Below are 16,691 nucleotides of genomic sequence, written 5' to 3'. Positions count from 1 at the left end.
TTTGCCACTCCGTGCCGGAGCCCACCCGAAAGGTGTGGGGAAATATCGGATAAACGCTAGTTATCGCACCGTGATTAGCCGGATCAATCTGAAGAAAATCTTGTGTATTGGACCGGAGAAATGGCGGGCCGACCTATAGTTCCTAGGGTTCTCAAGCGCCGATGCCGCCCGAAAGGGACCTCACCGTATGAGCCTGCCGCCGGACGCCCCGGTCCACCGCTCCGGCGGAGAGCTGGCGGACTACGCCTCCCTCATCCGCCGCAGGTGGCCGATCCTGCTGTTCTTCCTCGCGGCCGGGACCGGCTGCGGCGCCGCCCTGCTCCGGCTCACCCCGCCCTCCTACACCGCCTCCGCGCAGGTGCTGGTCTCCCCGACGGGCCTGCCGGAGCAGACCAACCAGGTCACCAGCCGGCAGCGCGAGCCGCTCAACCTCGACACCGAGGCCCAGATCGCCCAGTCCGCGGTGGTCGCCGGGAAGGCCCGGGCCACGCTCAAGAGCACCCCGGGCCCCGTCGAGGTCTCCGTGCCGCCCAACACCTCGGTCCTGGAGATCTCCTACACCGCCGCCGACCCGCGCGCCGCCGCGGCGGGGGCCGACGCCTACGCCCGGGCCTACCTGGCCCACCGGGACGAGTCCGCCACCCAGGCGCTGGACGTCCAGCTCAAGGCGCTCCTCACCAAGCTCAAACAGGTCAACGCGTCGCTGGTCACGGTGGCGGACACGCTGCCCGGGCTGGCGAGGGGCACGGCGGAGCGGACCGTCGCGCTGCAGCGGCAGAACATGCTCAGCCGGCAGATCTCCAGCCTCACCCTCAGATACGACGCGCTCAAGACCGTCGCCGTCACCCCGGGATCGGTGATCAGCGACGCGGTCGCCCCGGCCGAGCCGACCGCTCCCAGCCCGCCCCTCCACCTCGGCAGCGGCCTCATGATCGGCCTGCTCGCCGGGACCGGCGCCGCCTGGCTCCGCGACCGGCTCGACACCAGGATCCGCGGGCGCTCCGACGTCAGGCGCCTGACCGGCCTCGACCTCGTCACCGGGGAGGAGATCGGCGAGCTGGCGGTCGCGGGGAGCGCCGTGCTGCTGGTCACCGTGCCGGGGACGTCCTCGCGCGACGTGGCGCAGGCCGTACGGCGGCTGGGCGAGCGCGGGATCCCCGTGATCGGCGCGGTCGCCACCCCGCCGGACGGCCCCCCGGCCGTATCCGGCGGCCGGGCGGCGGAGAGCGGCAAGGCCCCGAAGCCCGGCCGGGTCCGGAAGTCCGGCCGGGCCTCCGCGGCGGGCCGGGTCTCCAAGACCGGCCGGGCCCGCCCCGCCTCCGCTCCTGCCCCCGTCGCCGCTCCCGTCCCCGCTCCCACCTCCACCTCCGCCTCCGCCGGCGGGACGGCCCACGCCGTCGCTCCCGGCCCCTCCGACCGGACGGCCTACCCCGTCACCGGGGGGCGGCCCGCGCCGGCCCCGCCCCAGGCCTCCCGGCCGCCGCTGCCGCCGCACCCGCCCGCGGCCGACAAGATGGTCTTCCCCTCGTGACCCTCGTGCGGGGCCTCCACTCGGCGGCCTGGCCGATCGCCGCGCTCCTGGTCGGCTACCCCCTCTGGTGGGCGCTGGGCTTCGGCGGGCTGTCGGTGATCGTGCTGGCCCCGCCGATGGCGCTGGTCCTGTGGCGGCGGCGGCCGATCAGGGCGCCGCGCGGGTCCGGCCTCTGGCTGTTGCTGCTGGCGGGCTACCTGGTCAGCGCGCTCATGCTCGGCGAGATGCCGCCGGGCACCTACGGCGAGCTCGGCGCCGGGCGGGTGATCGGCTACCTGATGCGCCTGCTCCTCTACGTCTCCCTGATGATCATGGTGCTCTACCTGGGCAACCTGACCGAGCGGGAGCTGCCGCAGCTCACCCTGGTGCGGATGCTCGGCGTGCTGTTCGTCACGACGGTCGCGGGCGGCCTGCTGGGCGTGCTCGCCCCGCAGGCCGGCTTCACCTCGCCGGTCGAGCAGCTCCTGCCCCGCTGGATCAGCGGCAACTCCTTCGTCCACAACCTGATCCACCCCACCACCGCCCAGGTGCAGAAGGTCCTCGGCCACGCCTCCCCGCGCCCGGAGGCCCCGTTCGAATGGGCCAACGCCTGGGGCAGCAACGTCTCGGTGCTGCTCATCTGGTTCGTGGTCGGCTGGTGGGTGTACGGCGGGCCGCGCAGGCGCCTGGCCGTCGCCCCGCTGATCGCGCTGGCCGCCGTCCCGATCGTCTACTCCCTCAATCGCGGCCTCTGGATCGGCCTGGGCGTCACAACCGCCTACCTGTTCCTGCGGCTGGGCACGAAGGCCCGTGTCACGGTCTGCGCCGCCGCCGCCTGCGGGGCGCTGGTGTTCTTCCTCAGCCCGCTGCAGACGATGGTGGCCCAGCGGCTGGACAGCCCGCACAGCAACGACATCCGCGCCTTCACCGTGTCGGCGACCGTCGCCGCGGCGAACACCTCGCCGATCATCGGCTACGGCAACACCCGCAACGCGACGGGCAACCACCGCACCATCACCACCGGCAAGACCGGCTGGTGCGACACCTGCGGCCACCCGCCGCTGGGCAGCGACGGCCAGCTCTGGCACCTGATGATCACGCAGGGGTTCGTCGGAGCCGCGCTCTACGTGGCCTTCTTCGCCGGGGCCGTCCGCCGCCACTGGCGCGACCGGAGCCCGATCGGCCTGGCCGGGGTCCTGGTGATGATCCTCACCCTCCTCTACATGTTCGTCTACGACGGGCTGGTCACGCCGCTCAGCCTGTATCTCATCTCATTCGCGCTGCTCTGGAGGAACTCGATGGCGAGCAGGGCCACATGAACGACGCCCGCGCCCGGCTGCGCTACCTCGGCGAGACCCTCGACCTGCTGTTCCCCGGGCCCGGCCGGGCCCGGCCGTACAGCGTGCTCCCCCACCCGCTGCTCCCCCGCAGGCTGGTCCCCCGCGCGTGGTGGCACCCCGGCGGGAAGATCATGGTCCCGTCCGGGGAGGCCACGATCGAGACCTACCTCAGCGAGGCGCTGGGCACCCCCATCAGGGCCGTGCTGCACGTCCGGCCCGCCCGGCGGGTCAACCGCAAGCCGATCCTGGAGGCCCACGCCCCGGACGGGCTGGCCGCCTACGTGAAGATCGGCGACACCGACCGGGCCCGCGAGCTCATCGCCGACGAGGCGCGGACGCTCGACCTGCTCGCCGGCGTGCCGCTGAAGACCGTCGTCCCACCGGCCGTGCTGCACCACGGGTCCTGGCGCGGGCTGTCGGTGCTCGCGCTGAGCCCGCTGCCGGTACGGCGGGGCCGGATCCCCGCGGACCTGCTCGTCGACGCGGTCGGCGAGATCAGCCGGATCTCCGGCCCCGAGCACGCCTGGCACGGCGACTTCGCGCCGTGGAACATCGCGCGCGGGGCCGACGGGCGGCTGCTGGTCTGGGACTGGGAGCGGTTCGCCACCGGGGTGCCGCTCGGCTTCGACGCCGTCCACCACTTCTTCCAGCGCGCCCTGCGCCGCGCCGCCCCGGTGACCGCCGCCCGGGCCTGCCTGGCGCAGGCCCTGCCGGTCCTGGCGCCGTTCGGGCTGTCGGCGGCCGAGGCCAGGCTGACCGCGATCCGCTACCTGATCACGCTGGCCGACCGGCACGCGGCCGACGGCCACACCCCGCTCGGCCCACCCGGCCACTGGCTCAACCCCGTCGTCGACTTCCAGGAGGCCCTGACGTGAAGCCCAGGCTGAAGCGTTCCGTCCACGCCGTGTCGCGGACCGCCGGGCGCCTCACCTCCGGGAGCCGGATGCTGCCCTCCTTCCTGATCGCCGGGGCGCAACGCTCCGGCACCACCTCGCTCTACCGGGCGCTGGCCCAGCACCCGCTGATCCTCAAGCCCGTCTTCCACAAGGGCGTCCACTACTTCGACGTGGCCTACGACCGGGGCCTGTCGTGGTATCGCGCGCACTTCCCGCTGCGGGCCACGGCCTCCCGGCTGGCCCGCCGGTACGGCTGCCGCCCGCTGGCCTTCGAGTCCTCGCCCTACTACCTGTTCCATCCGCTCGCCTGCCCCCGGATCGCCTGGGACCTGCCGGGCGTGAAGGTGATCGTGCTGGTCCGCGATCCGGTGGAGCGCGCCTTCTCCGCCCACGCCCACGAGGTGGCCCGGGGCTTCGAGACCGAGACCTCCTTCGCCAGGGCCGTGGAGCTGGAGGAGAGCCGGCTGGCCGGGGCGGTGGAGGGGCTGCGCGCCGCCCCGCACTCGGTGAACCACGCCCACCGCCACCACGCCTACCTGGCCAGGGGGCGCTACGCCGAGCAGCTCGCCCCGCTGGAGCCGCTGATCGGCCGGGACCGGCTGCTCGTCCTGGACAGCGGGCGCTTCTTCGCCGGGCCGGAGGTCGTCTACGACCGGGTGCTGGAGTTCCTCGGACTGCCGCACATCGGCGACCCGGTGTTCGAGCGGCACAACGCCCGGCCCCGGCCCGCGCCGATGCCCGACTCGCTCCGCCGCGAGCTGGCCGACCACTTCGAGGAGTCCGACGCCCTGCTGACCCCGTGGCTCGGCGCGGAGCCGACATGGCGACGCTGACCCCGCCCCGGCCCGCCGCCGGCCGGCGCGGAGCCGACAGGGGAGCACCGGCCTCGGCCCGGCCGCTCCCGCCGGACGAGGAGGAGCCGACATGGTGACGCTGACCCCGCCCCGCCTGAGCGGCCTGGCACGGGGCGGGCTGGCCGGGGTGGCCGGGGCCGGGATCGGCGCCGCCGCGCAGTTCGGGGTGGTCGTGCTGGTCGTCCGGGGAGCCGGTCAGGAGGTCGCGGGCGCCTTCTTCGCGGCGACCGCGCTGTGCCTGATGACCGCCGGGATCCTGCGGCTGGACGCCGGCAGCGGGCTGATCTACTTCATCGCCCGGTCCCGGCCGTTCGGCTACCGCTGCACCTCCGGCTACGTCCGCGCGGCGCTCGTCCCGGTCGGGGCGCTCTCGCTGGCCGCCGGGGCGACGGCGCTGTCCGTCTCCCCCGACCCCACGGTCCTGGTGCTGGCCGCGGCGCTGCCGGTGCTGGTGTGCGCCGACGTCGTGGTGGCCGCCTCCCGCGGGTTCGGCGCGATGCGGCCGACCGTGCTGCTGGACGGCGTGCTCCAGCCGGTGGGCCAGCTCCTGCTGGTCTCGGCCGTGGTGCTGGCGGGCGCGGAGTCGGTGCCGCTGCTCGCGGCGGCCTGGGCCCTGCCCTCCCTGCCGGTCCTGCTGCTGTCGGCGCTCTGGCTGCGCCGGCGGCTGCCGTGCGGCCCCTACCTGCCGGGGACCGCGCACGACCTGTGGCGCTACACCTGGCCCCGGTCGATGGCCGCCGCGATCCAGGCGGTGTTCCAGCGGCTCGACATCGTGATCGTGGCGGTGCTCGCCGGACCGGCCGAGGCCGCCGTCTACACCGCCGCCACCCGGTTCAAGGTCGTGGGCCAGCTCGTCAACCAGGGGCTGGCTCAGGCCGTGCAGCCGAGGCTGGTGCGCGCGCTGGCCGAGGGCGACCTGGCGCGCGCCCGTGAGCTCTACCAGTCGACCACCATGTGGCTCACCCTGCTGACCTGGCCGCTCTGGCTGTGTTACGCCGCGCTCGCGCCGTGGCTGCTCGGCCTGTTCGGCGACGGCTACGCCTCCGGCGTCCCGGTGGCGCTCGTGCTGGCCGCGACGATGATGCTCGCCACCGCCTGCGGCATGGTCGACGTGGTGCTGACCGCCGCCGGACACACCGGTCCGAGCCTGGCCGTCCTCGCCGCCGCCATCGCGGTGACCCTGACGCTGGACGCGCTGCTGATCCCCGCCTGCGGGGCGTCCGGAGCCGCCCTCGGCTGGGCCGGGGGCATGCTGGTCAAGAACCTGCTGCCGCTGTGGCTGATCCACCGCCGATACGGCCTGCGCCCCTTCGGCGTCCACAGCCGGGCCGCTCTGAGAACGTGGCGGGCGCGATGACGCCGGTGCTGGTGACCGGGCTGCCCCGGAGCGGGACGAGCTGGACGGGCAAGATGCTCGCGGCCGGCGGCGAGCTGGTCTACGTCAACGAGCCGCTGAACCCCCAGCATCCGCCCGGGCAGAGTCCCGGGGTGCTCAACGCCCGGGTCACCCACCGTTTCCAGTACATCTGCCCGGACAACGACGGCCACTGGCTACCTGCCTTCGCCGACACCGTCGCGCTGCGCTACAGGTTCCTGGCCGAGCTGCGCCGCAACCGCTCGCCGTACGACCTGGCGAGGATGGTCCGCTACGGCACGGCGTTCACGCTCGGCCGGCTGGCCGGGCGCCGTGCGCTGCTGGACGACCCGTTCGCGCTGTTCTCGGCCGGCTGGTTCGCCGAGCGGCTCGGCTGCCGGGTGGTGATCCTGGTCCGCGACCCGGTGTCGTTCGTCGGGAGCTGGCAGCGGCTCGGCTGGACGGTCTACTTCCACGAGCTGCTCGAACAGCCGCTGCTGGTCCGCGACCACCCGCACCTGGAGGAGCTGCGCCCGCTGGTCGGCTGCCAGGACCGGGTCGTCAAGGCCGTCGCCCTGTGGCGCGCGGCCCGGACCGTCGCCGCCGACCTGGCCGCGCGCCATCCGGGGATCCTGCTGGCCCGCTACGAGGATCTGGCCGCCGACCCGCAGCGGGGCTTCCGCCGGCTGTATGAGTGGTCGGGCCTGAGCTGGTCCGACCGCGCCGGGAAGCGCATCTCCCGCGCCTGCACCTCAGCCGCCACCGGCACCGGCGGCTTCGCCTGGAGCGGCCTGTCCCGCACCGCCTACCGGCCGATGGACTCCCGCCAGGCACTGGCCACCGCAGCCGGACGGCTGACCCCGGAGGAGATCCACCGGGTCACGGAGCTGGCCGCCCGCTGACCCACGGTCGCCGCGGCCGCCCCCAGGGGCGCTGTCCGGCGCGTCCGGCCGCCTGCGCCCATGAGCACGGCCGGCACGGGCGGCGCCCGGAGAACGGGCTGTCTCCGGGAGCGGGCCGGCCTCGGGAGAACAGGCCGGCCTCGGGAGCTCAGGAGAACAGGCGGCGCAGCAGGCAGGCGGTGAGCAGCCAGAGCGCGAACGGCAGATCGTGGAGCAGATACCGGCGGGCCAGCCGGCCGGGCTCGTTGAGCAGCCGGAAGAGCCACTCCAGCCCGGCTCCCTGCATCCACCGGGGCGCCCGGCGGACCGCGCCGGCCGCGAAGGCGATGGCCGAACCGCACCCGACGAACCAGGTGCCGGGCAGGTCCTTGCGGAGCGCCGCGATGAGCCGGTCCTGCTTGGGGAAGCCCAGTCCGACGAAGACCAGCCGGGGCCCGGCGGCCACCACGGCGTCCCGGACCTCCGCGTAACCCTCGTCGCTGGTCTCGAACCCGTACGGCGGGGTGTCGGTCCCGGCGACGAGCAGCCCCGGATGGCGGGCGGTCAAGCGCTCGGCCGCCTGCCTGGCCACTCCCGGCGGGCCACCCAGCAGGTAGATCGGGTAGCGGTAGAAGGTGGCGGCCTCGGCCAGGGACCAGATCAGGTCGGCGCCGGTGACCCGGGCGGGGACGGGCGTGCCGAGCAGCTTCGCCGCCCACACCAGCGGCATGCCGTCGGCCACCACGAGATCGGCCCCCTCGATGATCCCGCGCGCCTCGGGGTCACGGGCGGCGGCCCAGGTGATGTCCACGTTCGGAGTGACGAGGTGGCCGCCCTCGCCGCGTTTCAACGCGGCGACCACGTGGTCGACGACCTCGCCCTCGGTCATCGGGTCGATCGCCAGCCCCGCCACCTGCACCCTGCGGCGCAGCCGCCTGCGGGTGGCCCTGTCCGGCCGCGACCGCTGGCGCGGGACGCTCAACGTCTCATGGACGGTCCTGAACGCCATCAGATGCCGTGCCCGCGGTGGTGCAACGTGCTGAGCACGGTCTGCGCCGAGACCAGGCCCGCCGCCACGGCGAGCGCGATCGGCGCGCGGAGTTCGCCGCGCCGCGCGGCGAAGGCCCGCCAGGCCCAGCGGCCCGCCTCCCGCCGCCGGCCGAGGGCGGCGTGGTGGAAGGCGAGCTGACCGTAGACCCGCGCCGCGCCGCGCGGATCCACGGCCAGATCAGGGTGCCGGGCGAGCATCCACTCCAGCCCGGCGATCCGGTCGGCCCAACGGGTGGCGTACAGGGAGCCACCCCAGCGGACGCGTACCAGAGGACGGTCGACATGCGCGATCGGGTGGCGCGCGGCGGCGCGCAGCGCCAGGTCCCAGTCCTCGTTCTGGCCGCCGGGCGCGCTCTCGTCGGCCCAGAGCGTGCCGCGCCGGAACAGGAACGTCGAGGAGTGCACCATCACCATGCGCGAGCGCACCAGGTCGGCGCGGGTGACCAGGCCGGTCCCGGCGAGGCGGGGGACGCGGCGCGAGCCGTACTCGACCTCGATGGCGCAGCTGGAGAACTCCGCGCCCGGCTCGGCCTCCAGCGCGGCGACCTGGGCGCCGACCTTGCCGGGCAGCCACTCGTCGTCGTCGTCGCAGAAGGACACCAGGTCGGTGCCGAGCGCCGCGATGCCCGTGTTACGCGCCCCCGGCAGGCCGGGGCTGAGCCGGTTGGCCACCACCCGGACGCCGCGCGGGGCCGTCTGCTCCCGCCGGGCCGCCGGAGCGCGGCGGGCCAGCAGGCCGGCCACCTGGTCGGTCACCAGCGCCGGGTCGGCGCCGTCGACGACGATGACGACCTCGACGGCGCCGGGATGGTCCTGGCCGAGCGCGGCACGCGTGGCCGAGCGCAACTGTTCGGGCCTGCGCCCTCTCGTGGGGATGACCACGCCCACCGATGGACTCACGCGAGCCTCCCGCGATAGCCGTACTTGTTCATGAGTGGCCAGGTCAATGCGGTGACCAGGCGTTGGTGCCGGGCCGAGGCGGCGGTGCGCCAGCCGTCGTCCGGGGTCAGCCCGATCCGGCCGACCGTGAAGCGCATGGGGTTGCCCGAGGCCGTGTGGGCCACCGAGAGCTCGGCCTCGCCGTCGGCGAGGAAGTCGAGGCGGGGCCGGAGGCCGATCCTGGCGACCACCCGCCGGAGCGTGTCGACCGGCGCGCCGAGGAGATCCTCGTAGCGGACCCGGGTGACGGAGACACCCCGGCGGCCCAGGAGTTCGAGGCTGAGGTTCTGGGCCAGCCAGTGCAGCGAGGTGCGGGCCGGCGACCAGCGGGTCATCGGGTGGCCGTCCTCGGGGCGGGCGACCCGCCGGTGCCAGGAGTGCGCGACCGCGCGGGGGTCACGCACGACGTGCACGACGTGCACGTCGACTCCGGTGGCGGCCAGGCAGAAGGCCAGGGAGGCGTGCTTGCTGGAGTCGATCACGATCGGGCAGCCGGCGACCTCGCCCGCCGCGTCGTAGAGGCGGCGGTGGGCGGCGGCGTATTCGCCCAGCTCGGCCAGCCCCGGGGAGGGCCATCCGCCGGTGTGCCCGCCCAGCTCGGCCAGTCCCGGGAACGGCCGTCCGGCCCCGCCCGGCTCCCCCAGCCCCGTGGACGGCCGTCCGGGCACACCCGGCCATTCCTCGGTGAGGAGCTGGGCCAGCGTGGGGATGCGGCGGGTGCGGTCCACCCGGTGGCGGAGCGCCAGCACCCGGTGGGCCAGCGCCTCCGACCAGCCGCCGAACGCGCGCTCGCCGACCTCGCGCCAGAACGGGCACGAGCCGAACGGCTCGCGGCATCCGCACGCCTCGTCCGCCAGCACGCCTCTGGCCCAGAGGTGCACGACCTCCCCGAGCGGCGCGATGCCGGGCACCTCGCCGAGGAGACGCTCCAGCAGCGTGGTGCCGCTGCGGCCGAGGCCGCCCACGAAAACGACCCTGGCGGGGGCCGGGCTGTCAGACACAGGCACGAATCCTTACCCAGCGGATACGGAACGTGCCGACAATAGCGCGGAGAGTAATCAATGGGTTAGGGAACAGACAAAGGATCTACCTGTGGGACGTCATGCCGAGACCGCGTCCGTCCACAGCCCACCGGTCCCGCCTGCCCTCCCCAGGGCAGACCGTCTCCCTGCCGTGTCCCGTCCGGAGTCTCCGGCTCCCTCCCAGCCTCTCCGGACAGCGCGACGGCCCCCTCCTCCGCCCGTGGTGACGGCGGTGGAGGGGGCCGGCGTGGGGTGCGCGGCGGGTGGCCGGGGAGCCCTACTTGGCTTCGACGATCATCCCGGCGCCGACGGTGTTGCTGGTGGCCTCGTCCACGAGGATGAAGCCGCCGGTCAGCCGGTTTCGCGCGTAGTCGTCGACGAACAGCGGCTGGGTGACGCGGAGCGAGACCCGGCCGATCTCGTTCAGGGTGAGCGACTGGGCCGACTCGTCGCGGTGCAGGGTGTTGACGTCGAGCCGGTAGTGCAGATCGCGGACCAGAGCCCGCGCCGTGCGGGTGGTGTGCTTGATGGTCAGCTTGGTGCGCGGGCCCAGCTTGCTGGCGTCGGTCATCCAGCAGATCATCGCCTCCAGCTCCTGGGCGACGTGCGGCTGGTTGTTCGGACGGCAGATCATGTCGCCGCGCGAGATGTCGATGTCGTCCTCCAGCCGGAGGGTCACCGACATCGGCGCGAACGCCTCCTCCACCGGCCCGTCGAAGGTGTCGATCGACGCGATCCGGGTGACCAGGCCCGAGGGCAGGTGCATGACCTCGTCACCCGGCTTCAGCACGCCTCCGGCGACCTGGCCCGCGTAGCCCCGGTAGTCGTGGAGGGCCGGGTCGGTGGCCCGCTGCGGCCGGATGACGTATTGGACGGGGAAGCGCACGTCGACCAGGTTCCGGTCGGAGGCGATGTGCACGTGCTCCAGGTGGTGCAACAGGGAGGAGCCGTTGTACCAGGGCATGTTCTCCGAGCGCGAGACCACGTTGTCGCCGTGCAGCGCCGAGATCGGGATGAACGTCAGGTCGGGCGCGTTCAGCTTCGCGGCGAACGAGGTGAACTCCTCGCGGATCTCCTCGAACCGCTCCTGGGAGTAGTCGACCAGGTCCATCTTGTTGACGGCCAGCACCAGGTGCGGCACCCGCAGCAGCGTCGTCAGGAACGCGTGCCGCCGTGACTGCTCCAGCACGCCCTTGCGCGCGTCGATCAGGACGATCGCCAGGTCGGCCGTGGACGCACCGGTGACCATGTTGCGGGTGTACTGGATGTGCCCGGGGGTGTCGGCGATGATGAACTTGCGCCTGGGAGTGGCGAAGTAGCGGTAGGCCACGTCGATCGTGATGCCCTGCTCCCGCTCGGCCCGCAGGCCGTCGGTGAGCAGCGACAGGTCGGTGTATTCGGTGCCGCGGTCGCGCGAGGTGCGCTCGACCGCCTCAAGCTGGTCTTCGAAGATCGCCTTGGAGTCGAAGAGCAGCCGCCCGATGAGGGTCGACTTTCCGTCGTCGACGCTTCCCGCCGTGGCAAAGCGAAGGATGTCCATCAGAACTGCTCTCCAGGGGTCGTACGGCTTTCGCGGGAAGACTGCGTCGGAAGTGGCCCTCGGATCTCACGCGGCCGCCCTTCCGTGCGGGCCGAGCGGCGCGGCAGGAGGTCACGCACTAGAAGTAGCCCTCCCTCTTGCGGTCTTCCATGGATGCCTCGGAGGCGCGGTCGTCGGCGCGGGTGGCGCCGCGCTCGGTGATCCTGGTGGCGGCGATCTCGTTGATGATCTCTTCGACCGTCGCGGCGGCGGACTGGACGGCGCCGGTGCAGGTCACGTCGCCGACCGTGCGGTAGCGGACCACGGCCTCGAAGAGCGGCTCGTCCTCGTCGCGGGTGATGAACTCGCTGTCGGCCAGCAGCATGCCGTCCCGCTCGAACACCTTGCGCGTGTGCGCGTAGTAGATCGACGGGATCTCGATGCCCTCGCGCCGGATGTAGTCCCAGATGTCGAGCTCGGTCCAGTTGGACAGCGGGAACACCCGGATGTGCTCGCCCTTGCGGATCTTGGAGTTGTAGAGGTTCCACAGCTCCGGCCGCTGGCTCTTCGGGTCCCACTGGCCGAACTCGTCGCGGAAGGAGAACACCCGCTCCTTGGCGCGGGCCTTCTCCTCGTCACGGCGGGCGCCGCCGAACACCGCGTCGTACTCGTTGTCCTCGATCGCGTCGAGCAGGGTGGTGGTCTGCAGCCGGTTGCGGGAGGCCCGGCGGCCGGTCTCCTCGGCCACCCGGCCGGCGTCGATGGAGTCCTGCACGCTGGCCACGACCAGGCGCGCCCCCAGCTCCGCGGCCCGGCGGTCCCGGAACTCGATGACCTCGGGGAAGTTGTGCCCGGTGTCGACGTGCATCAGCGGGAAGGGGATCGGCGCGGGCCAGAACGCCTTCTCCGCGATGCGGAGCATGACGATGGAATCTTTACCACCGGAGAAGAGCAGACACGGACGCTCGAACTCGGCCGCCACTTCGCGCATGATGTGAATGGCCTCTGCCTCGAGGACATCGAGCTGCGACGTGGTGTAGTCGCACTGGAGCATCAGACTCTCCTAGCGGGGATTTATCGGTGCAGATCCCGGATTCCAGCGAGCAGCGTTGGCGCTAGTCCCGGTAGGGAAACAAGGATATCCGGCAGTGACGGGTCACCTTGGTTATACGTCAGCGGCGAGCCGTCGATACGGCTGGCGTGGGCCCCGGCGGCCAGGGCCACCGCCACCGGCGCGGCGGAGTCCCATTCGTACTGACCACCGGCGTGCACGTAGGCCTCGACCTCTCCGGTGAGCACCGCGGAGATCTTCGCGCCCGCCGATCCGATCGGCACCAGGTCGGCGCCGGCCCGGGTGGCCAGGTTCTGGACGAACTCCGGCGGGCGGGTCCGGCTGACCGCGATCCGCGGCCTGGCCTGCGGCCGCGCCGCCGGCAGCACGGGGGGTTCGAGGGTGGACAGCGTGCGGCCCTGGGCGGGCAGCGCCACCGCCCCGGCGGTCAGCTCCCCGCGCTCCCAGAGCGCCACGTGGACCGCCCAGTCGGCGCGGCCCTCCTCGGCGAACTCGCGGGTGCCGTCGAGCGGGTCGACGATCCAGACCCGCTCGGCCCTGAGCCGCCGGGGGTCGAGACGCTCCTCCCTGGTCGCCTCCTCCGACAGCACACTGTCACCCGGGCGCGACCGTGCGAGGGCCTCCATCAGGAACAGGTGCGCGGAGGCGTCGCCCTCCTTGCGGAGCGCGGTGGGGTCGGCGAACCCCTCTTTCTCCCTCAGGGCCAGCAACCTCTCACCGGCCTCGGTCGCCAGGTCCGTGGCGAGAGTGTGATCGTCGCGGATCGTCATCAGTATGCTCCAGCTCCTCGCGCGACAGCCGACCAAGTCTTCCACAGGATCTGCAGGTCCAGCGTGAGGGACCAATTCTCCACATAACGCAAATCCAACCGCACCGATTCCTCCCAAGATAGGTCAGATCGTCCACTCACTTGCCAAAGGCCGGTCATCCCCGGCTTGACCAGGAGCCTGCGCCGGACGTCGTCTCCGTAGCGGGCGACCTCGTCCGGCAGCGGTGGCCGGGGCCCGACCAGGGACATGTGACCGAGCATCACGTTGATCAGCTGAGGCAGCTCGTCCAGGGAGTGACGGCGCAGCCGGGCGCCCAGCGGGGTCACCCGCGGATCTTTCCGGATCTTGAACAGCACGCCCTGCCCGTCCCCGGTGAGCTCGATCCGCTGCCGCTCGGCGTCGGCGCCCATCGTCCGGAACTTGTAGATCGTGAACTCGGTGCCGCCCCGGCCCACCCGTGTCTGGCGGAAGAACGCGGGGCCGGGACTCGACATCCGCACGGCCACCGCCAGGGCGGCCAGCAGCGGCAGCAGCGCCACCAGCAGCAGCCCCGCCCCCAACCGGTCGAAGAGGTTCTTGACCACCTGACGCAGGCCGGCGATCTCGGGGTGGTCCACGTGCAGCAGCGGCAGCCCCGCCGCCGGGCGGATCGTGATCCGCGGCCCCGCCACCTCCATGAGCGCCGGCGCCACCACCAGATCGGTGTCGGTCTTCTCCAGCCGCCAGGCCAGCCGCCGCAGCGCCACCCCGTCCATCTCCGGACAGGCCAGCACGGCCACGGTGTCGGCCGCGATCTGCCCGACCACGAGCGGGACGTCGGACAGGTCCCCCAGGACGGGGACCCCCTCCACGTCGCCCATGCCGTCACGCGGCATGCAGACCCCCACGACCTCCATGCCGTGATAGCGCTCCCGGCGGAAGCGGCGGATCAGCTCGGCGGTCGCGGCCCGGTGACCCACCGTCACGACCCGCCGCATGCAGCCGCCCTGCGCCCGCCTGCGGTGCAGGCGACGGCGCAGGCCGTAACGGGCCAGGAGGGTGAGGAAGGTCGTCAGCGGGATCGCGAGCACCACGTAACCGCGGGCCACGTCGGTCTTGGTCCCGTAGGCGCCGATGGCGAGGGCCGCGGTGAGCATGAACCCGCACTGGAAGACCCGCTGGAACTCCTCGGACCCCAGGCCGAACAGCCGGGGCTCGTAGGCGCGGTTCAGCGCGACCGCGCAGACCCAGGCGGCGGGGAGCGCGGCGCTCAACATCACGTAGGGGATGACGTAGGGAGTAACCTCGCCGAAGCGGACGAACAGCGCGAGAAAACCGGCGAGGGAGGCGGAGCAGAGGTCTGCGGCGACGGCCCGCGCCCGGTAACCACGCACCCACCCCGGCATGCGCGGCCGGGACACCGGGACGGATCTCGGCGCCGCCTGGACGACGGTCACGTCGCGCACGCGCTCCCCCTACGTAACCATTGACAAACGGACAGTCACCGAATGCTAGCGGGCGGAAGAAAGGCCAGGAGGTTGAAGACCGAAACGTATATCTCTGTGGACATTGAGGCTGATGGCCCGATCCCGGGGCCGTACTCGATGGTCAGTTTCGGCATGGCCGTGGCCGGGCGGATGACCGGAAAGGTCTTCGAACCCGTCGACCCGCAGCTCCACACCTTCTACGCCGAGCTGAGGCCCATCAGCGACGACCACGTGCCCGAGGCGCTCGCCGTCAGCGGGCTCGACCGGGAGACGCTGATCCGCGAGGGCGCCGACCCGGCCGAGGCGATGAAGGGCGCCGCCGGGTGGATCCGCGAGGTGTGCGGCAACAGCACGCCGGTGATGGCGGCCTATCCGCTCTCCTACGACTGGATGTGGATGTACTGGTACTTCATGCGCTTCGGCGGCGCCTCGCCGTTCGGGCACTCACGCTGCCTCGACCTCAAGACGTTCTACGCCGCCAGGGCGGGCGTGCCCGTCGGCTGGGCCACCAAGCGGCAGATGCCCAAGCACCTGCTCTCCTCCCGGCCGCACACCCACAACGCGCTGGACGACGCCGTCGAGCAGGCCGAACTGCTGCAGAACCTGATGACCCTCACCTGAGCCGCCCGTACGGCACGGGCGGGAACGTCGGGACGGCCCGTACGGCACGGCGCGGAACACCGGGACGGCCCGTACGGCACGGCGCGGAACACCGGGACGGCCCGTACGGCACGCCGGCGGGTCCGCCACGGCACGGCCGGCGCGGCGCGGGAACGCCGGCGCCGCGCCCCGGCTACCTGGGCGGGCCGGAGACGTTCAGATCACCGGCGTGGAAGGTGTTCTGGGTCGCCTCGAGTCCCGAGCCGATCAGCGACTCCACCACGTCGGCGGCCCGGTCCACCAGGAACGCCAGGTCCTTGCGCTCGGCGGTGGCGAAGTCGCGCAGCACGTAGGCCGCGGCGTCCATCCGGCCGGGCGGGCGGCCGATGCCGAACCGGACCCGCAGGTAGTCCTTGGTCGCCAGGGACTTGGTGATCGACTTCAGTCCGTTGTGGCCGTTGTCGCCGCCGCCCAGCTTGGCCCGGAGCGCGCCGTAGGGAATGTCCAGCTCGTCGTGGACGGCGATCACCCGTGCCGGGTCCACCTTGTAGAAGTCGGCCAGGGCCTTGACCGGTCCGCCCGACAGGTTCATGTAGGACAGCGGCTTGGCCAGCACCGCGGGGGCGCCCGCCAGGCGGCCCTCCAGCACCTCGGCCCGCGACCGGTGCGCCTTGAAGCGCCCCCCGGCCCGCGCGGCGAGCTCGTCGAGCACCATGAAACCCGCGTTGTGCCGGTTCCCGGCATACTCCGGCCCGGGATTCCCCAGGCCCACCACCAACCAGCGGTCCATGGTCGGCATCCCTTCATATGCGCGTCAGGGCAGTCCGGTCGCGGACTGCCCTGACAGGTGTAGCAGAGAAAACTACTCGGCGGCCTCGGCGGACTCGCCCTCCGCGCCCTCGCCGGCCTCGGCGGCCTCACCCTCGGCCTCGGCCTCCGGCTCGGCGGTCGGGACGGCGGTGACGTGCAGGACCAGCGTCTCCGGCTCGGCGACCAGGGTGGCGCCCTGGGGGAGCTTCAGGTCGCCGGCGGTGATCTGGGCGCCGACCTCCAGGCCCTCGACGTCGACCTCGACACCCGTCGGGATGTGGGTGGCCTCGGCCTCGACCGAGACGGAGACGAGCTGCTGGTCGAGGATGCCGTCGGCCACCTCGCCCACCACGGTGACGGGGATGTCGACGGTGACCTTCTCGCCGCGCTTGACGAGGAGGAGGTCGACGTGCTCGAGGAAGCCCTTGATCGGGTCACGCTGGACGCCCTTGGGCAGCGCCAGCTCGGTGACCGCGCCCTGGAGGCGGATCAGCACGTTCGGCGTGCGCAGGGCTGATCCTTGCTGTCGCGGACCGCGCGACCGCCACCCCGGGTCGGGGCGACCTCGACGCAGTTCCCAGAGTTGTCACTCAGGCTGCTCTTGCGGA

Annotated in this window: 16 protein-coding genes and 1 pseudogene; 7 read left to right on the top strand and 10 right to left on the bottom strand. The window is 72.8% G+C overall.

Annotated features, from left to right (window positions below; genetic code table 11):
• Window positions 1-187 precede the first annotated feature (187 nt).
• The 6 genes from ACWDS7_RS22055 (at window position 188) to ACWDS7_RS22030 (ending at window position 6,856) form a co-directional block, all read left to right on the top strand.
• Window positions 188-1,531, top strand: coding sequence for a YveK family protein (locus tag ACWDS7_RS22055; protein WP_451930783.1), 1,344 nt, complete (start codon window positions 188-190; stop codon window positions 1,529-1,531).
• The gene (locus ACWDS7_RS22050) at window positions 1,528-2,829 is read left to right on the top strand and encodes an O-antigen ligase family protein (RefSeq protein ID WP_451930782.1); all 1,302 of its coding nucleotides are present in this window, start codon (window positions 1,528-1,530) and stop codon (window positions 2,827-2,829) included. The genes ACWDS7_RS22055 and ACWDS7_RS22050 overlap by 4 nt, the downstream gene beginning before the upstream one ends.
• Window positions 2,826-3,725, top strand: coding sequence for a hypothetical protein (locus ACWDS7_RS22045; protein ID WP_306863709.1), 900 nt, complete (start codon window positions 2,826-2,828; stop codon window positions 3,723-3,725). Before ACWDS7_RS22050 ends, ACWDS7_RS22045 begins: the two co-directional genes overlap by 4 nt.
• The gene (locus ACWDS7_RS22040; RefSeq protein WP_306863707.1) at window positions 3,722-4,579 is read left to right on the top strand and encodes a sulfotransferase domain-containing protein; all 858 of its coding nucleotides are present in this window, start codon (window positions 3,722-3,724) and stop codon (window positions 4,577-4,579) included. The genes ACWDS7_RS22045 and ACWDS7_RS22040 overlap by 4 nt, the downstream gene beginning before the upstream one ends.
• A 91-nt stretch (window positions 4,580-4,670) precedes the next feature.
• Window positions 4,671-5,957, top strand: a complete 1,287-nt coding sequence (locus ACWDS7_RS22035) for a lipopolysaccharide biosynthesis protein (RefSeq protein ID WP_451930781.1) — start codon at window positions 4,671-4,673, stop codon at window positions 5,955-5,957.
• Window positions 5,954-6,856: a sulfotransferase gene (locus ACWDS7_RS22030; protein ID WP_451930780.1), complete on the top strand. Its 903-nt coding sequence runs from the start codon at window positions 5,954-5,956 to the stop codon at window positions 6,854-6,856. The genes ACWDS7_RS22035 and ACWDS7_RS22030 overlap by 4 nt, the downstream gene beginning before the upstream one ends.
• A 148-nt stretch (window positions 6,857-7,004) precedes the next feature.
• Here ACWDS7_RS22030 and ACWDS7_RS22025 read toward each other — a convergent pair whose 3' ends face one another.
• From ACWDS7_RS22025 to ACWDS7_RS21995, 7 genes are all read right to left on the bottom strand, one after another.
• Complete coding sequence (locus ACWDS7_RS22025) at window positions 7,005-7,844, bottom strand: WecB/TagA/CpsF family glycosyltransferase (RefSeq protein ID WP_451930779.1); 840 nt, start codon at window positions 7,842-7,844, stop codon at window positions 7,005-7,007.
• Entirely contained in the window at window positions 7,844-8,785 is a 942-nt protein-coding gene (locus ACWDS7_RS22020) for a glycosyltransferase family 2 protein (protein ID WP_451930778.1), read from the bottom strand. Before ACWDS7_RS22020 ends, ACWDS7_RS22025 begins: the two co-directional genes overlap by 1 nt.
• Window positions 8,782-9,825, bottom strand: coding sequence for a sulfotransferase (locus ACWDS7_RS22015; protein ID WP_451930777.1), 1,044 nt, complete (start codon window positions 9,823-9,825; stop codon window positions 8,782-8,784). Before ACWDS7_RS22015 ends, ACWDS7_RS22020 begins: the two co-directional genes overlap by 4 nt.
• Window positions 9,826-10,123: 298 nt before the next feature.
• Window positions 10,124-11,386, bottom strand: coding sequence for a sulfate adenylyltransferase subunit CysN (gene cysN, locus ACWDS7_RS22010; RefSeq protein ID WP_451930776.1), 1,263 nt, complete (start codon window positions 11,384-11,386; stop codon window positions 10,124-10,126).
• A gap of 118 nt (window positions 11,387-11,504) precedes the next feature.
• A complete protein-coding gene (gene cysD, locus ACWDS7_RS22005) occupies window positions 11,505-12,419 on the bottom strand; it encodes a sulfate adenylyltransferase subunit CysD (RefSeq protein ID WP_306863687.1) in 915 nt (304 codons plus the stop codon).
• Between the two features lie 20 nt (window positions 12,420-12,439).
• Window positions 12,440-13,207, bottom strand: a complete 768-nt coding sequence (locus tag ACWDS7_RS22000; protein ID WP_451930775.1) for a 3'(2'),5'-bisphosphate nucleotidase CysQ — start codon at window positions 13,205-13,207, stop codon at window positions 12,440-12,442.
• A complete protein-coding gene (locus ACWDS7_RS21995; RefSeq protein ID WP_306875514.1) occupies window positions 13,207-14,592 on the bottom strand; it encodes a sugar transferase in 1,386 nt (461 codons plus the stop codon). The genes ACWDS7_RS22000 and ACWDS7_RS21995 overlap by 1 nt, the downstream gene beginning before the upstream one ends.
• 156 nt (window positions 14,593-14,748) lie before the next feature.
• Here ACWDS7_RS21995 and ACWDS7_RS21990 point away from each other — a divergent pair, with 156 nt between their 5' ends.
• On the top strand, window positions 14,749-15,294 hold the full coding sequence (locus ACWDS7_RS21990; protein ID WP_306863682.1) for a 3'-5' exonuclease family protein: 546 nt from the start codon (window positions 14,749-14,751) through the stop codon (window positions 15,292-15,294).
• 172 nt (window positions 15,295-15,466) lie between these two features.
• Here the strand turns inward: ACWDS7_RS21990 and pth are convergent, their stop codons facing one another.
• From pth to ACWDS7_RS21975, 3 genes and pseudogenes are all read right to left on the bottom strand, one after another.
• The gene (pth, locus tag ACWDS7_RS21985; protein WP_306863679.1) at window positions 15,467-16,072 is read right to left on the bottom strand and encodes an aminoacyl-tRNA hydrolase; all 606 of its coding nucleotides are present in this window, start codon (window positions 16,070-16,072) and stop codon (window positions 15,467-15,469) included.
• A gap of 63 nt (window positions 16,073-16,135) precedes the next feature.
• A pseudogene (locus ACWDS7_RS21980) lies at window positions 16,136-16,597 on the bottom strand (50S ribosomal protein L25); the annotation flags it as partial.
• Window positions 16,573-16,677, bottom strand: a complete 105-nt coding sequence (locus ACWDS7_RS21975) for a DUF397 domain-containing protein (protein ID WP_451930792.1) — start codon at window positions 16,675-16,677, stop codon at window positions 16,573-16,575. The pseudogene ACWDS7_RS21980 and the gene ACWDS7_RS21975, both read right to left, overlap by 25 nt.
• Window positions 16,678-16,691 lie beyond the last annotated feature (14 nt).

The organism is Streptosporangium sp. NPDC003464 (genome assembly GCF_053588315.1).
The sequence above is the reverse complement of the archived record's forward strand: the minus strand, read 5'-3'. Positions and strand labels throughout refer to the sequence as shown.

Coding starts and splice junctions, on each gene's coding strand:
- pth (WP_306863679.1), bottom strand. CDS start 16,072: ATGCCGACCATGGACCGCTGGTTGGTGGTGGGCCTGGGGAATCCCGGG.
- ACWDS7_RS22045 (WP_306863709.1), top strand. CDS start 2,826: ATGAACGACGCCCGCGCCCGGCTGCGCTACCTCGGCGAGACCCTCGAC.
- ACWDS7_RS22030 (WP_451930780.1), top strand. CDS start 5,954: ATGACGCCGGTGCTGGTGACCGGGCTGCCCCGGAGCGGGACGAGCTGG.
- cysD (WP_306863687.1), bottom strand. CDS start 12,419: ATGCTCCAGTGCGACTACACCACGTCGCAGCTCGATGTCCTCGAGGCA.
- ACWDS7_RS21995 (WP_306875514.1), bottom strand. CDS start 14,592: ATGCCGGGGTGGGTGCGTGGTTACCGGGCGCGGGCCGTCGCCGCAGAC.
- ACWDS7_RS22055 (WP_451930783.1), top strand. CDS start 188: ATGAGCCTGCCGCCGGACGCCCCGGTCCACCGCTCCGGCGGAGAGCTG.
- cysN (WP_451930776.1), bottom strand. CDS start 11,386: ATGGACATCCTTCGCTTTGCCACGGCGGGAAGCGTCGACGACGGAAAG.
- ACWDS7_RS22035 (WP_451930781.1), top strand. CDS start 4,671: ATGGTGACGCTGACCCCGCCCCGCCTGAGCGGCCTGGCACGGGGCGGG.
- ACWDS7_RS22000 (WP_451930775.1), bottom strand. CDS start 13,207: ATGACGATCCGCGACGATCACACTCTCGCCACGGACCTGGCGACCGAG.
- ACWDS7_RS22025 (WP_451930779.1), bottom strand. CDS start 7,844: ATGGCGTTCAGGACCGTCCATGAGACGTTGAGCGTCCCGCGCCAGCGG.